This is a genomic window from Streptomyces sp. NPDC059037, from assembly GCF_042740015.1.
GTDB lineage: Bacteria > Actinomycetota > Actinomycetes > Streptomycetales > Streptomycetaceae > Streptomyces.
The window spans coordinates 1-16,779 of sequence record NZ_JBHYIG010000221.1 but is presented as its reverse complement, the minus strand read 5'-3'; the positions used below and the strand labels follow the sequence as shown (position 1 = coordinate 16,779).

Below are 16,779 nucleotides of genomic sequence, written 5' to 3'. Positions count from 1 at the left end.
CGCGGCCCGCGCGGCGAGCGCCCCCCCGTGTTACGGCCGCCCCCCCCCGCCCCCACAGCGGGCGCCCCCCCCGGGGGGGGGGTCCGCCTCGGGGCCCCCCGTCGGGGGGGGTGGTTGCTGAGGTGTGGGGCTCTGTGGACTCTGTGGACTCTGCTGGCTTTCCGCGTTACTTGTTGTACGCGCCGAACGCCTTCGTGAAGGCGAGCGGCTCCTGCTCGATCGACGAACAGGTCGGCTGCGCACCGTTGTTGGCGCCGCCCTCGCACGCCTTGTCGCGGGTCGACGACCACATGGCGAGCCAGCCGATGCCCTTCTCCTCGGCGAACTTCACCAACTGCGTGGCGTCCTCCATCTTGAAGATCTCGGTGGTGACGTCGTTGACGCCGATCATCGGGGTGACCGCGACCGCCTTCCAGGCCTCCTCGTCGGACAGGCCGAGGGCGCCCTTGATCTGCTTCTGCGTGGCGGTGGCGGCGTCGATGGCGTACTGGCCCATGTCGCCGCTGTAGGACGGCCCGTAGTCCATCGCCATGATGTTGACCGCGGATACCTTCACGCCGTTCTTCTTGGCGTCGGCGACGAGGTCGACGCCCGGCTGGGTCAGCCCCTCGGGCATCACCGGCAGCGTGAACGAGACGTCCAGGCCCTCGTGTTCCTTCTGCAGCTGCGCGATGGCCTGTGCGCGGCGGGTGTTGGCGGCGGTGTCGGGCAGGGCGGCGCCCTCGATGTCGAAGTCGACCTTCGTCAGCTTGTACTTGTCGATGACCTTGCCGTACGCCTTGGCCAGCGCGTCGACGGTGTCGCACTTGAGGCCGAGCTCGGATCCCGCGGCTCCGCCGAAGGAGACGCGTACGTCACCGCCCTTGTCCCGCAGGGCTCCTATCTGCGAGGCGACCTTGTCGTCGTCGAGGCCGGTGACGCCGCCCCACAGGGGCTCGCAGGCGCCGCCGGAGGTGATGAAGGCGAGGTTGAACTCCTTGACGCCGGTCTTGGTCGCCGTGTCGACGAGGTCGTACGCGGGGGCGAGTGAAGTGTCCACGAACGGGGCGAAGTTCGCCTGGGCGGCGGCCTTGGCGGGGGTCTTCTCCACGGGGGCCTTGGTCGCCTGGGCCGTTGCGGAGAAGGCGAAGGCTCCGCCGCCGACGAGGGCTGCTGCCGTGAGGCCGCCCATGATCTTGGCCTTGGTGCTTACCGTGCGCCGGTGCGTTGTGCTCATCGCTTGCCTGCCTTGGGGGTGCGGGGGGGTGGGTGCGTGCAGCACGTTAGCCCCGCGGGGGCGCGGTATTTGGGGCATAGCGGGCGGTGGGCTGGATCTTAGGGTGGGCTTAAGGGAGCGATCGGGGGTGGTTAATTGTTCGCTGCCCGGTGCGGGTCGTGGGTGGATTTCCGCGCTCCGCGCGGGGTTTCCCCAGCCACCCGCCCATTACCCGGCAGCGGGTGGGTGGAATTGCGCGCTCCGCGCGGGGTTTCCCCAGCCACCCGCCCATTACCCGGCAGCGGGTGGGTGGATTTCCGCGCTCCGCGCGGGGTTTCCCCAGCCGCCCACCCATTACCGGCGGAGATCACCCCGCAGTGGCTCGCCTTCGGCGGCGTACGGAACCCCGGTGGCCCCGGCCCCCGGGCACAGGCCTGCGGCCGTCCAGTTGGATCCAGATGCGGATCTCGGTTCCGCCGAGGACGGACCGGCCGATGCGGACGTCGCCGCCCGTCGACTCCGCCAACTGCCGCACGATGTCCAGGCCGAGCCCCGTCGACCCGTCCTCCCCGGAGCCGCCGCCCCTCGTCAGGGCAGCCTGCGGATCGGCGATGCCGCCCCCCGCGTCCGAGACCAGGACGATCACCGCGTCCTCGGCGCTGTGCACGTCCACCGCGAACGCCGCGCCCTCCCGCGTGTGCCGGAAGACGTTGCCCAGCAACGCGTCGAGCGCGGCGACCAGTTCGGGGCGCGCCACCGGGATCCACACCGGCAGGTCCACCCCCGCCACCCGCACCTCGCGCCCCTCGTCCTCCGCGAGCGCCGACCAGAAGGCCATCCGCTCCTGAATCACTTCGGAGGCGTCGCAGCCCGCGCCGGGCCCGACCGTGGCGGTCTGCGGCTTCGCGTCCCGCGCCGTGCGGATGATCGTGTCGACCTCGCGCTCCAGCTTCTCCACCGCCATGCGGGTCTGTTCCGCCACCGGGCCGTCCCCCAGCGAGGCCGCGTTGAGCCGCAGCACCGTCAGGGGGGTACGCAGGCGGTGCGAGAGGTCGGCCGCCAACTCGCGTTCGTTCGCGAGGAGTTGCACGACCTGGTCGGCCATGGAGTTGAACGCCACTGCGGCCAGGCGCAGTTCGGTCGGGCCCTCCTCCGGCACCCTCGCCCCCAGCTTCCCCTCGCCGAGGTCGTGCGCGGCGCCCACAAGGCGCTTGGCGGGCTGGACCATGCGTACGCCGAGCCGGTCCGCGACCGCCACGGACCCGATGACCAGCGCGATGCCGACGCCCGCGAGCACCAGCCACGCCGTGGTGACACCGTTGCTGACCGCGCCCTCGGGCACGAAGATCTCGACGACCGCGATCTTGCCGGAGCTGAGCGCCGTCGGCTGGAGCAGTGCGAAGCCGCCCTCGACCGTCGCCGTCCGCGCCCGGCCCTCCTTGCGCGTGGTCTCCACCGCCGACGCCTCGGCGCGCCCGTCGCCGATCTCCAGGGCGGGCGTCTTGTCGATCGCCGGTACGTAGACGGCCATCCGCCCCTCGCCGCCCGCCTCGGACGTGGCGACGGCCCGCATCAGCTGATCGCGGTCGGTGGTGATGGAGAGCGTGGGGCCCATGCCGGCCGCGTGCCGCTCCGCGTTCGAGAAGGCCCGGTCCCGCGCCATCTCCTGGATGACGAGCCCGAGCGGTACCGCGAAGGCCACCACGACCATGGCCGTGACGGCCAGACAGACCTTGACCAGGGCCCATCTCACAGCGGTGGCTCCGTCAGCGGCGGCTCCAGCTTGACGCCGACACCCCGCAGCGTGTGCAGATAGCGCGGCCGCGCCGCCGTCTCGCCCAACTTCCGCCGCAGCCACGACAGATGGACGTCGATGGTCTGGTCGTCGCCGTAACTCTGCTGCCACACCTCGGCGAGCAGTTCCTTGCGCGGTACGACGACTCCGGGCCGCCCCGCGAGGAAGGCGAGCAGATCGAACTCGCGCCGGGTCAGATCGAGCCGCGCCCCGTCCAGCTCCGCCTGGCGCCGCAGCGGATCGATGGCGAGCCCGCCCACCCGGATCTCCTCCCGGCCGGCCGGTGCCTCGCCCGCCGTCGCGCGCGAGCGGCGAAGCACGGCGGCCATCCGGGCCGACAGGTGCTCGACGGAGAACGGCTTGGTCAGATAGTCGTCGGCGCCGTCGTTCAGGAGCCGTACGATCTCGGCCTCGTCGTCCCGCGCGGTCGCGATGATCACGGGTACGTCGGTGATCCCGCGCAGCATCTTCAATGCCTCGGAACCGTCCAGATCGGGCAGACCGAGGTCAAGAATCACCACGTCAAAGCGGAAATGGGCGACCTCGCGCAGCGCCTCTAGGGCCGTGCCGACGCTGCGCACGGTGTGCGATGCCTCGGTCAGATGCCGGATGAGGGCGGAGCGTACGAACTGGTCATCCTCGACGACGAGCACACTTGCCATGGGCGGCACCGTACGCCATACGGGCGACAGCGGTCCTCCTGGGACACCTGTGCGGTGCGTGGTGCAGTATGGCTCGCGATGCGCAGAGGACTCGTACACGCAATGGCTTGGTCGCTCGCCACCGGCGCCGCGGTCACGCTGTCCTGGTGGGGTGTCCACACGGTGATGGCGGGCACGGCGTACGACCCGCCGCGGGCCGTGCCGCTCTCCGCCGACGGCGGCGGCGCCGAGCCGCTCTCCTCCTCGACGCACCGCCCCGATCCGACGCCGACCACCGGCGCCACGCACTCCTCGAAGCCCGCAGAGCCGTCGAAGTCGCAGAAACCGTCCAAGTCCCCCGAGAAGGATCCGCCGAAGCCCCCGCCGAGCGGTTCCTCCACCCCCGCCGCCACGGCGGGCAACGTGAAGAGCTACTCGACCGACGGCGGCCGGGTCGTCTTCGACCTCGGCAAGGACTCGGCGACGCTGGTCTCGGCGACTCCGGCGGCGGGCTGGTCGGTCCAGGTGTGGAAGCAGGACACCTGGATCAGGGTGGAGTTCACGTCGGGCGCCGACCGGGTCTCGGCGTTCTGTACGTGGCACGACCACGCCCCGGCGGTCGAGATCAACAAGTACTGAGGTTCAACAAGTACTGAGGCCGGCCCGTTCAGCGGAAGACCGACGGCGGCGGCGCGGGCGACGCGACCGCCCCGGCGTCCGTGACGGCGGCCGCTCCCCCGCTGAAATCGGCGAGCGCCCTGCCGTGCTCGACCCGCGCCGGATGCGAGTCCCCCGCGCTGCGCCGGGTCAGCTCGGCGATCGGCAGCGGCAGATCGCGGCCGACGAGCACCGCGTTGCCGAACCGCTTGCCGCGCAGCACGGCGGGGTCGGCGATGAGCGCGAGCTCCGGGAAGACGGTGACGGCGGTGGCGAGCTGGCCGCGCAGATGCGCGAGCGGCGGCCCGTCGGCGAGGTTGGCCGCGTAGTACCCGCCGGGCTTCAGGACCCTGCGTACGTCGGTGAGGAATTCCGTGCTGGTGAGGTGTGCGGGCGTCCTTGCCCCGCTGAAGACATCGGCGATGACGAGGTCCGCCCAGCCGTCCGCGATCTTGGCGAGGCCTTCGCGGGCGTCGGCGCCGCGCACCCGTACCCGGGCCTGGGGGTCCAACGGCAGTTCGCGGCGGACGAGTTGGATGAGCGCCGTGTCGCGCTCGACGACCTGCTGGGTGGAGCGGGGGCGGGTCGCGGCTATGTAGCGGGCCATGGTGAAGGCGCCGCCCCCGAGGTGCAGGGCGTGGATCGGCTTTCCGGCGGGCGCCACGAGATCGGCCACGTGCCCGAGCCTGCGCTGGTACTCGAAGTCGAGATACGCCGGGTCGTCGAGGTCTACGTGGGACTGCGGGGCACCGTCGACGAGCAGCGTCCAGGCACGCGGCCGGTCCCGGTCGGGCATCAGCTCGGCGAGCCCGCCGTCCACTTCCTCGACAACGGCCTCGGCCGCTTCCCGCCCCCGCCTGTTTCTCGCCATCAGCCCATTATCCGCGCAGAACAGCACCCCTGCCCGCGCTGCCGTGGGCAGGGCCTCAGCGGCAGCTGTCCGCGGCCTCGATGGTCCGGGCGGCCTGCCCAAGGGCGGCCCGGAGCACAGCGGGGTCAGTCACCGGATCGGCCTCGCCGGACGGCGGAAGCAGCCACCCCGTCCCGGCAACAGGCGGCGCAGGCACCGGCTCCGGCTCGGCGCCGTACACACTCACCCCGTGCCCGAAGGTCTGCGTACAGGCGCTCCCCGGCAGATCCCAGCCGTCCGCCGTCCCCGGCGGTACCAGAAAGCCCAGGGTGTCGCAGCTCCCGTCGTGCAGCACGGGCCCGACCCCGTCGCCCTCGCCCGCGGCCCGGCGCAGGATGTCGACGGCCTCGAGGCCCTGCCGGGCCGGCACCGTCACCAGGTCGCAGCAGTCCGCAGGCCCCGGCGGCGAGGCGGGCGCCGCGCTGTGGTCCTGGCTCGGCAGATGGGCAGCCGTAGTCAACGACGCCCGCGATACAGCGTTCTCCGTGCCGATCTCCAACATGGGGACCCCTCCTCGCAAGGGCGGAAGCCGCGTCGCTCCCTCTCCGCATGGTTCAACGCGAGGCGGCGTCAACAGCTACGGCGGCACGCCGCCGCAAAGGATGGCAGTTCATGGCAGATCGTGGGTGAGATATCCCGTTTGTAGCCAAACTCCGCGTGGCGCCCCGGTCACAGCCGGTACGTTCGTGCTCCGCCGGAGGGGCAGCACCGCCAGATCCACGAGATGCGGCACGCTCCGGCACGATCCGCACGAGAGGGTCAGGCCATGGCGTCGTCACCGATGACATCGTCAACTCAGTCTCCACGACGGAATCTTCTCTTCCGGCAGCTGCGCGGGCAGCGCTCGCCGGGTGAGTTCGCCGCCGCGGTCCGCCGGGCCGCTCGTGAGATCGGCGAGCGCGTCAGCTGCGACGCCCGCTACATCGGGCGCGTGGAGGCGGGCGAGATCCGCTGCCCCAACTACGCGTACGAGCGGGTGTTCCTGCACATGTTCCCCGGCCGGACGCTGACGGACCTGGGGTTCGCCCCCCGCTCGGCGGTGCGCGGGCGGGGGGCGCGCAACGAGTCCCAAGCGCCCGCGCCACACACCACGATCCAGCTGTATGGGTCCCCTCCGTCCGGGCCGCCCGGCTCCGAGTTCCACGAGTGCGACCCGTACGAGATCCAGAGTCACGAGGAGAGCGACGTGCGGCGTCGCGCATTCATGAGCGGCACGGCCACCGTGGCCGCCGCCTCTTTGGGCCCCTTCGGGCTCGCCGCCCAGGACCCGGCAGAGGCCGCCGCACAGCGCGGCAGCCGGGCGGGCGAAGCGGAGGTGAGCGCGGTCGAGGAGGCCGTGCGGAGGATCCGGCTGCTCGACGACCGGCACGGCGCCGACGGGCTCTACCGAAGGGCCTCCGCCCCGCTGAAGACCGCCTACGCCCTGCTCGACGCCGGCACCACCCGGCAGTCGACGGCGGACCGGCTGCACACGGGCGCCGGTGAACTGGCCATCTCCGTGGGCTGGTTGGCACATGACTCGGGGCGCTTCGACGACGCGCGCTCGCACTACGCCGAGGCCCTCGCGACGGCCCGGATGGCCGGCGACCCGGCCCTGGAGGCGCACGCCTTCTGCAATACGGCCTTCCTGGCGCGCGACGCGGGCCGGCCACGGGAGGCGGTGCGGGCGGCGCAGGCGGCGGCGCGGGCCGCCCGGCACCTCTCGTCGCCCCGGCTGGTCTCGCTGATCGCGCTGCGCGAGGCCGGGGGCTGGGCGGGGCTCGGCGACCGTGCGGGCTGCGAGCAGTCGCTGGCCCGCGCGCACGCGCTCTTCGACCGGGGGCCTTCGGACGCCGACCCGGAGTGGATGAGCTTCTACGGAGAGGCCGAACTCGACGGGCTCGAGGCGCAGAGCTGGTCGGCGCTCGGCGACTGGGAGCGGGCGGCCCGGCACGCCCGGCGCGCGGCGGGCGTGGCATCGGCGCAGACCCCGCAGTTCACCCGGAACATCGCCCTCTACACCGCCGAGCTCGCCGACGACCTGGCCCGGGCCGGCCGCCCCGACGAGGCGGCGACCGCGGGCCTGCGCGTGCTCACGCTCCTGGACGAGGTGCAGTCGTCCCGTATCCAGTCGATGCTCGCGACCACGGCGCGGGTGCTGCTGCCGCACCGGCGGGCTTCGGGGGTCGGCGGCTTCCTGGAGCGGCACGCATCGCTGCCGCGGGCCGTGTAGCCGCGGCCGCTTTCGGCCCTCTGCGCCAGGTGCCCGCTTCTATGCCAGGTGCCTTCTATGCCAGGTGCCCGGTCTCGTTCCACGACTCGATGGCCGGTTCGCCATAGGCCCAGCCGAGGGTCGAGATCGAGGTCGGGTTGAGCCGGATGCGGGCGGCGAAGTCGATGCCGAGGCCAAGCCAGCGTGCGCCGATGGACCGCAGGATGTGTCCGTGCGCGAAGACCAGGACGTCGCGGTCGGCCCCGCGCGCCCAGGCCACCACCTCGTCCGCGCGGGCGGTGATCTGCTCCAGGGTCTCTCCCCTGGGGACGCCGTCGCGCCAGATGAGCCAGCCGGGGTGGACCGCCTGGATGCTGGCCGGGGTCATTCCTTCGTAGGAGCCGTAGTCCCACTCCATGAGCGTCTCCCAGGCGGTGGCCCGGTCCCCGAAGCCGGCGATCTCGCAGGTCTCCCGCGCGCGGGAGAGGGGGCTCGTGCGCACCTCGACGTCCGGGAGGCCGTCGTAGGGAGCGCGGTGCAGTCGCTCGCCCAGGAGCTTCGCGCCGCGGCGGCCCTCTTCCAGAAGCGGCACATCCGTCCTTCCGGTGTGCCTTCCGGACAGGGACCACTCGGTCTGTCCGTGCCGGGCCAGCAGGATGCGCGGTGCCATGACGAGCCTTTCCGAGTCGGCGGCCATCGGCCGCCAAAGGACGAATTCTGCGGACAGATGGCTGTCCGTACCCTCCATCATCACCCACGCGCGAGGCCCCGATCACTCGTGCCCACAAGGAGCAACCCGTCCGACGATCTCAGCGTCTAAGTCCACTGGAGGTCGCCTCCGGGGGGTATTCGCGTACGCCGTAAGGTGAGTCGGCCAGTACTGCAGTACGAACGCGGAACGACCACTGGGCGACCGCAAGAAGACAATGGATGGGGGACCGGCCGGATGCCGCAGACCGACGCTCCGGGCACCGGGGGGAGCAGCGGGCACCGGCTTCGCTGGTGGACCGAGTTGCCGCTGATAGCCCTGGTGTACGCCGCGTACTCGGCGGGCCGGCTGCTCGCGCGCGGCGATGTGTCGACCGCCGTCGACCACGGTCTGGCGCTGCTGCGTGCCGAGAAGTTCCTGCACATCAACGCCGAGAGTCCGCTGAACCGTCTCTTCACCGGCAACTCCTGGATAGGTGTCCCGGCCGACTTCTGGTACGCCTCGCTGCACTACCTGGTGACCCCGGCGGTCCTCATATGGCTCTTCCGCAGCCGCGCGGTCCACTACCGCGCGGCACGCGCGTGGCTGATGATCTCCACCCTGATAGGCCTGGTCGGCTTCACCCTCCTCCCGACGTGCCCGCCCCGCCTGTTGGCCAAGGGCCACGGCTTCGTCGACACCATGGCGCAGTACAGCGACTTCGGCTGGTGGGGCGGCGAGGCGAGCGCGCCGCGCGGCCTCGGCGGCATGACCAACCAGTACGCGGCGATGCCCAGCCTGCACGTGGGGTGGGCGCTGTGGTGCGGCGTGCTGCTGTGGCGCCACGGCCGCACTCCGCTGACCAGGGCGGTCGCGGTCGCCTACCCGCTGCTCACGACGATCGTCGTGATGGGCACCGCGAACCACTACCTCCTCGACGCGGTCGCGGGGATCGCCGTGATGGGCGTGGGCCTGCTGCTCGTACGGCCGGTGCTCGGGCTCGCGGACCGGGTGCGGGAGCGGTTCGGGCTTGCGCCGGTGGGGGCGTGGCAGCCGTCGGCCGTGGTCACATCGCACTCCGGCTCGGCCGCGGCGGGGGCAGCGGGGGTCGGGGCATCGGGAGCGGGGGCGCTCAGTGGCTCGTCCACCGCGCGGCGTGGTGCCTCGCACGCCCCAGAATCCTCAATTGTCAGTGGCGAGTGCCAGACTTCGACAGGTGAGCGAATTCCCCGACCGCGCAAGCGGCCTGCCGAGTCAGGAGCCGAGCCGGGTGCCCAGTCCGCCGACGCCGGGGACAGCACTGCGACAGCGGCTCGCTGAGCTGCGCGGACCTGACGTCCCCGCGAAGCCGCTCGACGCCCGTGCGCTCGCCGCCCTCGCCGCGAACCCGGGATGCCAGAGGCGCGCGCTGCTCGACGGCGCGGGGGTGGACAAGGCGACGCTCGCGCAGTCGCTCGGCTCCCCCGGCTCCTTCGGGCAGTCCCAGTTCGCGTTCATGCGGGGCAATGCCTTCGAGGCGCGGGTCAAGGCGGACGGCGGCGCGGAGCTGCTGCGCCTTGCGCATGCGCGGCTCGGGGGCGGTCCCGATCCGGTGCCGGGCGAGTCGTCGGTCCCCGATCTGGCCGCGGTGGGCCCCGAGGGACGGGCCGCGCGTACGTCACTTGCGCTGCGCGAGGCGACGTCGGCGGAGGGCTGGACGCTCCTGGACCACCCCATGCTGGCGCTGGACGTCGCAGGGACACCGGCGTTCCTGGAGCCGGACGCGGTGGTGATTCATCCGGACGGCACCTGGACGGTCGTCGAGATCAAGTCCTTCCCGATGATCGACGGTTCGGCGGACGCGTCGAAGGTGGGAGCGGCGGCACGCCAGTCGGCGGTGTACGCACTTGCGCTCGAGCGTGTGGCGGCCCGCATGGAGCCCGCTCCCCGGGTCCGGCATCACGTCCTGCTCGTCTGCCCCAAGGACTTCTCGAACCTCCCCGCGGCGTCGGCCATCGACGTCCGCAAGCAACTCTCGGTGACCAGACGCCAGTTGGCGCGCCTCACCCGTATCGAGGACATCGCGGCGGCGCTGCCGCCGGGCACGACGTTCGACGTCAACGGCCCTGCCGAAGCCCTGACGGCCGCCGTCGAATCCGTCCCCGCGACGTACGCCCCCGAGTGCCTGGCCGCCTGCGAACTGGCCTTCCACTGCCGCGAACGCTCCCGCGAGGAAGGCGCCGTCACGTCCCTGGGCCGGGCGGTGCGCGGGGAGCTGGGCGGCCTGACGACGGTCGAGGGAGTCCTCTCGGCGGCACACGGCGTGACGGGCGATCCGACGGACCCGGCGGTGGCGGCGCTGCGGAGGGCGGCGGCGCTGCGGGCCGAGGCGCTTGCTGGCGTGGGCGCCTTGGGCGGTCCTGCCGGGGGTGCTGAATGCTGACCCCCCTCGCGGCGCGGCCCGCCAACTGCTCTCCCTCCCACCCGCCCGTTTGCCCCGCAGCGGGCGGCCGATGCCGGGTGATCGGGTGGGCGGTCGGGGAGGATCCGCCGTGGAGCGGCGGCGTTGGCGGCCACGGTTCGCAGGCGAAAGAGGAGACCCCGTGTCACTGATCGACAACCTCGCCCGTCTGGAAGCGGTCAGCACGGGCCGCGCTCAGCCCAGGGCCACCGTCCGGCACCGGCACCTGTCCCAGCGCCCCCTGGTCCTCGTCCCCCTCACCACCGCCGGTGAAGCCGGTGCCCCCCTGGGTGCCCTCGTCGGCACGGAGCGCACCGCGCCCCGCCTCATCGCCGTACCCCAGCCCCGCGACCGCGACCTCCGGTTCACCTTCCTCTCCCAACTCGCGGACACCGTCCTGGAGTACGTCGACTCGTACGCCGAAGAGGTCGAGGCGGCGGAGCGCAGTGAGACGGATCCGGAGACCGGCAAGCGGGTGAAGGTGGAGGTCGAACTCTGCGCGGATGCCCCGCAGTTGATCGTCCCGAGCCGGGCCGGCATCGACTTCGTACGGCTCATCGGCCGGTCGACCCGCTTCCGCCGCACCGCCGAGCAGGACCCGGATGCGCCCTACCCCGCGCCGCCCCGCGTCCCCCTCCTCGGCCGCTGGCTGACGCACTTCGGGGAGCGTGCCCGTGTCCCGGGGTCCTCGCTCCTGACCGCCATGACCGATCTGCTCTCGCGCCACTGGGCCACCGGCCAGAGCAGCCTGGAGGACCAGCACCTGGGCGCCCTCCTGGCGTGGATCGAGGCCCCGGACGGCACCTCCGGAGCCGACGCCGCGCTCCGCGCGGAGCTGGCGCGGGACAAGGACGGCCAGCTGCTCTGCCCGCCCGCGGGGCCCGCCACGGACCCCGCGTTCGACAACCGCCTGCTCGCCCCGGCCATCGAGCGCTACGACCGCGCGCGCGGCGTCCTCGCCACCGCCGAGGACGGTGTCGAGGCGGACGCCCGCCTCGCCGAACTGGCCGCCGCCGAGCGGGAGATCCGCGCGCTGATCGACAGCAGGACCCGTCCCACCTGGGACGCGGTGTGGCGCGGCCTTGACGCGCTGTGCACGCTCCCCGAGGCACCGCACGCCGCGGACCGCTGGACCCGCGACCGCTGGTCGTTCACCGGCCACCGGGACCGCGTGACCGCGGGCGAACCCCCGCAGCCCCGCATCGACGACGCGGTCACGGCGGCCAACAAGCTGGCCACCCGCGAGCGCGAACAGGCCAGGCTGGAGGCCCAGGAGGCGCTCGACGACCCCCTGGTGATGGCGGGCCGCCGGCTCGCCGGAGAGGCCTTCACCGGTGAGGTGACGGAGGTGGTCATGGCGTACAGCGAGAGCAAGAACCCGAGGCCGCGCCCCCTGGTCACGGTCCGGACGGACGACCACCCGCACCTGGCCGAGCGCGCGAAGGTGTACCGCTCGCTCCAAGGCAAGCCGCAGACCGCCGAGTTCGTCGCGTACGAGGGTGAAGGCGCCGTCATCCTCCGCGTCACCGACAAGATGGGGCGCGGCAAGGAGCCCGATGCGGGCTCGGTGCCGGAGAAGGGCGACCGGATCTGCTGGACGCTCTTCGAGCACGAGCAGCGCGGCGGGCCCAAGCTGCCCGACCCCGATGCGACCCCCTGGACCCATGGCGGCCCGCCGGGCGACGCCGCCGAGAGCCCCGATCCCGTGACTCCGGAGGACACCCTGTGAGTCCCGTAGCAGCCCCCTTCGACCCCGGCGCGGCAGCGGCCAGGGCCACGGACGCGATCCTGCACGACACGTTGCACGGCGCGCACCGGGGTGTCGTGGTCGACTCCCCGCCGGGCGCGGGCAAGTCGACGCTCGTGGTTCGCGCGGCCCGCGAACTGGCCGCCGCGGGGCGCCCGTTGATGGTCATCGCGCAGACGAACGCGCAGGTCGACGACCTGGTCCTGCGGCTCGCCGAGAAGGACCCTGACCTCCCGGTCGGCCGGCTGCACAGCAGCGATCCGGACGCGTACGACAAGGCCCTGGACGATGTGCCGTCCGTGCGGACGTCCACGAAGGCCGCCGATCTGGCCGGGCTCGACGTGGTCATCTCGACCGCGGCGAAGTGGGCGCACGTCGAGGTCGCCAAGCTCGACGGCCCCTGGGGGCACGCCATCGTGGACGAGGCGTACCAAATGCGCTCGGACGCGCTGCTCGCCGTGGCCGGGCTCTTCGAGCGCGCGCTGTTCGTGGGCGACCCGGGTCAGCTCGATCCGTTCTCGATCGTCGGCGCCGAGCAGTGGGCGGGCCTCGCGTACGACCCGTCGGCGTCCGCGGTGACGACGCTGCTCGCGCACAATCCGGAGCTGCCCCAGCACCGCCTTCCGGTGTCCTGGCGCCTCCCGGCGTCGGCGGCGCCCCTCGTGTCGGCGGCCTTCTACCCGTACACGCCGTTCCGCAGCGGCACGGACCACGGCGAGCGGAGGCTCGGCTTCGGGGTGCCGTCGGACGGTTCGGGGCCCGACCGGGTGATCGACGAGGCGGCGGAGTCGGGCTGGGGCCTGCTCGAGCTGCCCGCGCGGAACACGCCGCGTACGGACCCGGAGGCCGTACGGGCGGTGGCCCAGGTCGTCCGCCGCCTCCTGGACCGGGGCGGCGCGGCCACCTCGGAGCGCGGCCCGGACCCCACGCCGCTGACCGCCGACCGCATCGCCGTCGGCACCGCGCACCGCGACCAGGCGGCGGCGGTGCGCGCGGCGCTCGCGGAGCTGGGGGTCGCGGACGTCACGGTGGACACGGCGAACCGGCTGCAGGGCCGCGAATTCGACGTGACGGTGGTCCTGCACCCGCTCTCCGGCCGCCCGGACGCCACCGCCTTCCACCTGGAGACGGGCCGCCTCTGCGTCCTGGCATCCCGCCACCGCCACGCCTGCATCGTGATCTGCCGCGCGGGCGTCAGCGAACTCCTGGACGACCACCCGTCGACGGAACCGGTCCAACTGGGCGTGACGGTGAAGTTCCCGGACGGCTGGGAGGCCAACCACGCGGTCCTGGCCCGCCTGGCGGAGCACCGGGTGGCCTGGCGGCCCTAGCCCTGCGCCCCGAGGCACTCTTGCGCGGCACGAGACAATGGAAGATGGCCGACGGCCGGAAATCGTACGAGGAGGAAGAACCATGGCGGAGCCCGAGCGGCCCCGGTCCGAACAGCGTCTGCGACCCGCGCCCCTGCTCTTCGAGCCCGCGGAGGCGGCCGCCGACCCGGAGCACTTCTTCGACCTGGAGTCGATGGAGGACCCCCGTGAGCTGCTCGACCGCGCCACGGAGCTGACGCACGCCTTCCGTGCCGCGACGGACCGGTCGATCGAGTTCCAGGCCATCGCGGCCGCCCAGCTCGCCGACCCGCGCCGCTTCGACCGCCTCACGCACGCGGCGATCGCCGAGCGCGCGCAGTGGACCGAGGACTACGCGAAGAAGATGGTCGAGTTCGGCCGGGACCTGCTGCGCGGGACCGGGGCGAGGGACGCCTGATCCGACGCCCATCCGACGCCTCTCCCGCCAACAAGATCACGGGGCATATGCCAGGAGAGCAAGGTACTCCCCCTGCCACCCTCTTGTCCCGATTTCTCATAACTCTCAGAAATGGAACGCCCACTACCGGTAGACGTATCTGCCATGAGCAGCACGCATCTCCACCCGGCCCCCATCAGCGACGTCACCGCCGAGGGAGCCGCCTGGCTCGCCTCTGCGGAAACGTATCCGCACAGCACGCTCACCCACTGGCGCACCCGCCCCACCGCCCCGGCCGTACTCCCCTGCGGCGCCGCTTTCGACGTGGTGAGCGTCCCCGCGGTCTTCGGGCGCCGGATGCTCGACCGCTTATGGGACGAGGGCCCCGGCTCGGGCCCGGTCGCCGAGCACCGCGGCCGCACGCTGCTCTTCGCCGCCCCCGGCACCGCCCAGCGGCTGCCCTCGCTGCTCGAGTGGGAGGAGTGGGGCCGCGCCGTCCCCTCGGCGCTCTGCCACGGCACGGGCGACGCCGTGACGGTGCCGCCGCTCACCGCGGGACAGTGCGGTACGCCCACCGCGGGACGCCTCGATTCCCGCTGGGTCGTCGCCCCCGACACCCGGCATCCCTGGCTCCCGGGACCCGAGGTGCTGCTCTGGGCCTGCGTCCGCGCGGCCCGCGCCACGGCGTGCTCTGCGGTCCGTATATCGATTTTTCCTGGCGGCGATCAGGATGCTAAGGTCTACGACGTCAGCAGGCGCCGCTAGCTCAGTTGGTTAGAGCAGCTGACTCTTAATCAGCGGGTCCGGGGTTCGAGTCCCTGGCGGCGCACAGACGGTGAGAAGCCCCTTGCGGAAGCGAGGGGCTTCTTGCATGCCAGCGGACCGTGCTCACCGGACCGTGCTCACCGGGCCGCGCTCACCCGGCCGAGACCTTCACCGTCCAGGCCCCCGTGGCCGTCCGCCCCTCGACCTCGATCCGCACGTCGGCGTCCGGCACCGTGAAGCTCTCCCCCACCCCCACCGGCGCGTCCGCGAGCGGCGGATACACCGAGTCGCCCCAGCAGGCCTCCGTGTCCGGGTGGGCGTCGACGACCTCGACCGGGCCGCCGCCGGACGGCGCCTCGTTGCGTACGTGATAGGCGAGCACGCCCTCGCTGCAGGTCGCGTGGTCGTTGCCCTCGGCGCCCCGGGCCTCGATCGCGATCGCGCTGCCGCGGCCCGTGCGGACGACCACCAGCTTGGTGCCGCCGACGCCACCGCGCGCCGGCCTGACCGACAGCGGCTCCAGGGTCAGCCGCCGCTCCCCGCCCGACACGCACACCACCTGCCGCTGGTCCAGCCAGCCGAGCTTCCACTTGTGCCAGCCGAAGAGGTCGGGGGAGAGCCCGAACTGGCTGCCCATGACGTCCCAGTCGCCGACGTGCGTGTCCCAGTCGCCCTTGCCGTCGGTCGGCCGGTGGTAGAGATCGGGCAGGTCGAAGACGTGGCCCGTCTCGTGGGCGAGGACGTTGCGGTCCGGCGGGTGCCGCTCGAAGACCGTCACGATGCGCTTGATGTCCGCGCCGTCGGCCCGCATCGGCCGGTCGAAGTTGACGACCTTCGTCGCGTCCGAGTCGACGCCGGGCGCGTCCGGGTCGGCGACGAGGTAGACGACGTCGTAGCGGGAGAAGTCGACGTCCGGGTCGGCCGCGGCCACCGCGTCGCGCAGATAGGCGCTGCGCCGCGACGCGTTCCAGTCGCGCTCTATGGCGTACGAGGTGGAGTCCTCCGGCATCTCGACCCACTCGCGCCGCGGATGCGGGCGCAGCGCGAATTTGCCGTACGAGGCGCGGTCGAAGAAGTCGCTGGTGGCGGGGAAGTAGTCGGCCGCCAGTTCGTCGGGGTCGGTCAGTGGCGGGGAGTCGGGGAAGGAGAGGAAGATCATCACCGCGTCGAGGTCCCGGTCCGGGCGCGGGTAGGCGGTGTTCCAGGTGTCGAGGCCCTCCGAGTGGTGGGCCGATGTGCGCTGCAGGGCGCACGGGCCCGCCGTGGTCTTGGCGATGGCGGGCCCCGCGACCAGACCGGTGGCGGCGAGGGCGGTCAGGGACGTGAGGGCGGCGGCCGTGCTGCGCAGCCGGGGTCTCTCCCCTCCACGGGTGAGTCCCCAGGGGGGTAGCTGACGCGGCACGTCGACCTCCGGGTGCGAGATACGGGGCATCCCACCCACCCTGTGGTGCTTTAATCGCATTCGCCCTGTTTGCCTGGACCAGCCGGGTGAGGCTGCCGTCCGAGCGCTCACGGAACGTCACAAGTGGTCGTCGTGCGAAGGAAGCGACGCAGGGGCGAGCAGAAACGATCTGTCGCCCGGCGCGCCCCGACACCGCCCGGCGCTCGCACCGGCTCCGCGTACGCCGCGACCGCCACGCGACGCCGCGGCGCGGCTGGAAGCGCCCGCTGGCCTGCCCCTATGATCGGCACTCTTTCCCGCGCGGGCCCGGCCTCGCCGACCCTGCGCCTGCCCGGCCTCGCCGAACAACTGCACTGCGGGAGCAAGCGGTGAACGGAACGTCAGAAGGCCCACTGCCCACAACGGTCACAGCAGCCACAACGGTCACAGCGCCCGGCCTCGCCCGGGCGCCCCTCACAGAGCGTGGCCGCCGCGAGGCGGCCGACCACCGGGCCGGGGGGGGCCCCCCCCCCCCCCCCCCCCGCCCGGGGGGCGCCCGACGGCCCGCGCGTGGGGGCCCCCCCCCCCCCCGCCCGCGGGGGGGGGCGGGCCCCCCCCCGCGC

At 72.9% G+C, this 16,779-nt stretch carries 14 protein-coding genes, 1 tRNA gene and 1 pseudogene; 9 read left to right on the top strand and 7 right to left on the bottom strand.

Features of this window, described 5'->3' with window-relative positions; translation table 11 throughout:
- Positions 1-166: 166 nt before the first annotated feature.
- The 3 genes and pseudogenes from ACFWY6_RS33530 to ACFWY6_RS33520 all read right to left on the bottom strand — a co-directional run.
- A pseudogene (locus ACFWY6_RS33530) lies at positions 167-1,149 on the bottom strand (chitinase); the annotation flags it as partial.
- A 413-nt stretch (positions 1,150-1,562) separates the two neighbouring features.
- Complete coding sequence (locus ACFWY6_RS33525) at positions 1,563-2,948, bottom strand: sensor histidine kinase (protein ID WP_384698549.1); 1,386 nt, start codon at positions 2,946-2,948, stop codon at positions 1,563-1,565.
- Positions 2,945-3,652, bottom strand: a complete 708-nt coding sequence (locus ACFWY6_RS33520; RefSeq protein WP_266866685.1) for a response regulator transcription factor — start codon at positions 3,650-3,652, stop codon at positions 2,945-2,947. Before ACFWY6_RS33520 ends, ACFWY6_RS33525 begins: the two co-directional genes overlap by 4 nt.
- A gap of 78 nt (positions 3,653-3,730) precedes the next feature.
- On the opposite strand from ACFWY6_RS33520, the gene ACFWY6_RS33515 reads away from it, so the two are divergent.
- Positions 3,731-4,270 carry a hypothetical protein gene (locus ACFWY6_RS33515; protein ID WP_384698545.1) on the top strand — a complete coding sequence of 180 codons (540 nt, stop codon included), beginning with the start codon at positions 3,731-3,733 and terminating at the stop codon, positions 4,268-4,270.
- A 28-nt stretch (positions 4,271-4,298) separates the two neighbouring features.
- Here ACFWY6_RS33515 and ACFWY6_RS33510 read toward each other — a convergent pair whose 3' ends face one another.
- The gene (locus ACFWY6_RS33510) at positions 4,299-5,159 is read right to left on the bottom strand and encodes a spermidine synthase (protein ID WP_384698543.1); all 861 of its coding nucleotides are present in this window, start codon (positions 5,157-5,159) and stop codon (positions 4,299-4,301) included.
- A gap of 55 nt (positions 5,160-5,214) precedes the next feature.
- Positions 5,215-5,700 carry a hypothetical protein gene (locus ACFWY6_RS33505; RefSeq protein WP_384698540.1) on the bottom strand — a complete coding sequence of 162 codons (486 nt, stop codon included), beginning with the start codon at positions 5,698-5,700 and terminating at the stop codon, positions 5,215-5,217.
- Between the two features lie 264 nt (positions 5,701-5,964).
- Between ACFWY6_RS33505 and ACFWY6_RS33500 the strand changes: the two genes are divergently transcribed.
- Positions 5,965-7,410 carry a tetratricopeptide repeat protein gene (locus ACFWY6_RS33500; protein ID WP_384698537.1) on the top strand — a complete coding sequence of 482 codons (1,446 nt, stop codon included), beginning with the start codon at positions 5,965-5,967 and terminating at the stop codon, positions 7,408-7,410.
- Positions 7,411-7,465: 55 nt separating this feature from the next.
- On the opposite strand, the gene ACFWY6_RS33495 is transcribed toward ACFWY6_RS33500, so the two are convergent.
- Positions 7,466-8,059 (bottom strand): histidine phosphatase family protein, encoded by a 594-nt coding sequence (locus ACFWY6_RS33495; protein ID WP_384698552.1) that lies wholly within the window; start codon positions 8,057-8,059, stop codon positions 7,466-7,468.
- 276 nt (positions 8,060-8,335) lie between these two features.
- On the opposite strand from ACFWY6_RS33495, the gene ACFWY6_RS33490 reads away from it, so the two are divergent.
- From ACFWY6_RS33490 to ACFWY6_RS33460, 7 genes are all read left to right on the top strand, one after another.
- Entirely contained in the window at positions 8,336-9,397 is a 1,062-nt protein-coding gene (locus tag ACFWY6_RS33490; protein ID WP_384698534.1) for a phosphatase PAP2 family protein, read from the top strand.
- Positions 9,348-10,499, top strand: coding sequence for a hypothetical protein (locus ACFWY6_RS33485; RefSeq protein ID WP_384698531.1), 1,152 nt, complete (start codon positions 9,348-9,350; stop codon positions 10,497-10,499). Before ACFWY6_RS33490 ends, ACFWY6_RS33485 begins: the two co-directional genes overlap by 50 nt.
- Before the next feature lie 160 nt (positions 10,500-10,659).
- On the top strand, positions 10,660-12,246 hold the full coding sequence (locus ACFWY6_RS33480) for a hypothetical protein (protein WP_384698528.1): 1,587 nt from the start codon (positions 10,660-10,662) through the stop codon (positions 12,244-12,246).
- Positions 12,243-13,595 (top strand): AAA domain-containing protein, encoded by a 1,353-nt coding sequence (locus tag ACFWY6_RS33475; protein WP_384698525.1) that lies wholly within the window; start codon positions 12,243-12,245, stop codon positions 13,593-13,595. The genes ACFWY6_RS33480 and ACFWY6_RS33475 overlap by 4 nt, the downstream gene beginning before the upstream one ends.
- Positions 13,596-13,677: 82 nt before the next feature.
- Entirely contained in the window at positions 13,678-14,031 is a 354-nt protein-coding gene (locus ACFWY6_RS33470) for a hypothetical protein (RefSeq protein ID WP_266866668.1), read from the top strand.
- A 144-nt stretch (positions 14,032-14,175) separates the two neighbouring features.
- Positions 14,176-14,775: a bifunctional DNA primase/polymerase gene (locus ACFWY6_RS33465; RefSeq protein ID WP_384698522.1), complete on the top strand. Its 600-nt coding sequence runs from the start codon at positions 14,176-14,178 to the stop codon at positions 14,773-14,775.
- Positions 14,766-14,839 (top strand) — tRNA-Lys (locus ACFWY6_RS33460). The genes ACFWY6_RS33465 and ACFWY6_RS33460 overlap by 10 nt, the downstream gene beginning before the upstream one ends.
- A gap of 87 nt (positions 14,840-14,926) precedes the next feature.
- Here ACFWY6_RS33460 and ACFWY6_RS33455 read toward each other — a convergent pair.
- A complete protein-coding gene (locus tag ACFWY6_RS33455; RefSeq protein WP_384698519.1) occupies positions 14,927-16,207 on the bottom strand; it encodes a M6 family metalloprotease domain-containing protein in 1,281 nt (426 codons plus the stop codon).
- Between the last annotated feature and the right edge of the window lie 572 nt (positions 16,208-16,779).